Annotated in this window: 3 protein-coding genes; all 3 read left to right on the top strand. The window is 54.2% G+C overall.

Annotated features, from left to right (window positions below):
• The coding region (locus VH187_RS01210; RefSeq protein WP_329699675.1) for a hypothetical protein at positions 1–345 on the top strand (345 nt) is incomplete at its 5' end.
• An 8-nt stretch (positions 346–353) separates the two neighbouring features.
• On the top strand, positions 354–743 hold the full coding sequence (locus VH187_RS01205; protein WP_329699674.1) for a hypothetical protein: 390 nt from the start codon (positions 354–356) through the stop codon (positions 741–743).
• A partial coding sequence (locus tag VH187_RS01200) for a LamG domain-containing protein (protein ID WP_329699673.1) occupies positions 740–1,567 on the top strand: 828 nt, incomplete at its 3' end. The genes VH187_RS01205 and VH187_RS01200, both read left to right, overlap by 4 nt.

The following is a 1,567-nucleotide window of genomic DNA, read 5'->3' as shown; positions in this document are numbered from 1 at the left end:
GCGGCGGGGCGATTGACGAATACTTATTTCGGGACAGGTGCCACGACGCTGGGCGCAGCAGGTGGTGGGCAGAGCGTTACGCTCGTTACTGGAAATCTTCCGGCCTATACGCCAACTGGCTTTAATGGGGCATCTGCTGTCACTGCCTCGACACACACATTAGGATATGCCGCTCTCGACGCTAGTGCGCAGGGCGGCGGTGCTGTTCCTGCTGGCTTCTCCCTAGGTACCTGGACTGGTACTGCAGCTGCACAAATCTTTACGGGAAATGCGCAGGGCGGCTCAAGCACGCCATTCTCACAGGTGCAGCCGACCATGCTCGCAACAGTGTATCTTAAACTATAGGTTGTTGTATGTATAACGGCAACATCTCCACTGCATCGAACCGGGCGGACTGGCAGGAGACAATCGCGTTGGCCGATCAGGACACAGGAGAACCGATCGATCTTTCGCTGGCCCGAATCACGATGACGGTGCGCCCGCTTCGGTGCAGTCCCGGCTATTTCACCGATTACTTTTATGGCCCCATGCTTCCCGTTGATGCGTTGCTAACCGGCTCGACCGACACCGGCGAAATCACAGTGGTGGATACCGGCACCTTTCAGTGGTTGTTTCCATTCACCCGCATGGCCTCGCTTTGTCAGGGTGAATACCAGATCGGCGTTCGCGTCAGCCAGGGCGGCAGCACCATGCAATTGATCATCGGCACCGTGACCGTGCTCGAAGGCATCGACAATCAATGATCAGGGTCAAGGTTCTCCCGCAGTTCCCCAATCCGGTAATTGGCGGAGCCGGGATTGATGTCAAAAAGCATAACGGCAACTGGACGATCGCGCTCGATTATTCGGAGTTCGGCTTGAACTCACCCTACGTGCCACAGCCAAGCCATCGCGTCGTAATCTTCACCCAATCGTCGGATAATTATTTCACTGTACCGACTTCGGTATTGGCAGCGGACCCGCATCTTAGCAATGTAGTGCTGCTGATGGGCTTCGAGGGTGTCAATGGTTCTACCGGCGCTCCGGGTCTGACGGATGAAAGCCCGGCAGCACACGGCACCGGCACTCTTATCAACCCCAGTCTCGGCAATATCAGCACCAGCCAATTCAAATTTGGAACTTCGTCACTTTTTATCAATGGCACAGGTGGGCCTTCTGGTCTGACGTTTCCAGATAGCAATGATTGGAATTTTGGCGGTGGCCTCTTCACGATTGAGATGTGGGTCAGACTATCTACCATTTCGGGATCGCAGGTTTTTGCTTCGCAATGGGGAACATCCGGGCAATTTGGCTGGCAATTCGGGATGACCGGAGGCTCCAGTTTGAGTTGGTATGTTTCGACGGATGGCACCACCATCTTGACGGATATCAACGGCACATGGGCGCCAGTCGCCGATACCTGGTATTATGTCGCGGTGGATTATGACGGGACCAAATACCGGGTCTATGTCAATGGCGTGATGACCGGATCATCTGCAACTCCTCGCACGATCTTCAATTCGAATCTCAATCTTGCGATCGGTTCGTTTTTCAATGGTGTTAATCTGATGAACGGATTTGTCGATGAG

It is taken from the genome of Scandinavium sp. (assembly GCF_036271055.1).
GTDB lineage: Bacteria > Pseudomonadota > Gammaproteobacteria > Enterobacterales > Enterobacteriaceae > Scandinavium.
This window is presented reverse-complemented; position numbering and strand designations above follow the sequence as displayed.

Coding starts and splice junctions, on each gene's coding strand:
- VH187_RS01205 (WP_329699674.1), top strand. CDS start 354: ATGTATAACGGCAACATCTCCACTGCATCGAACCGGGCGGACTGGCAG.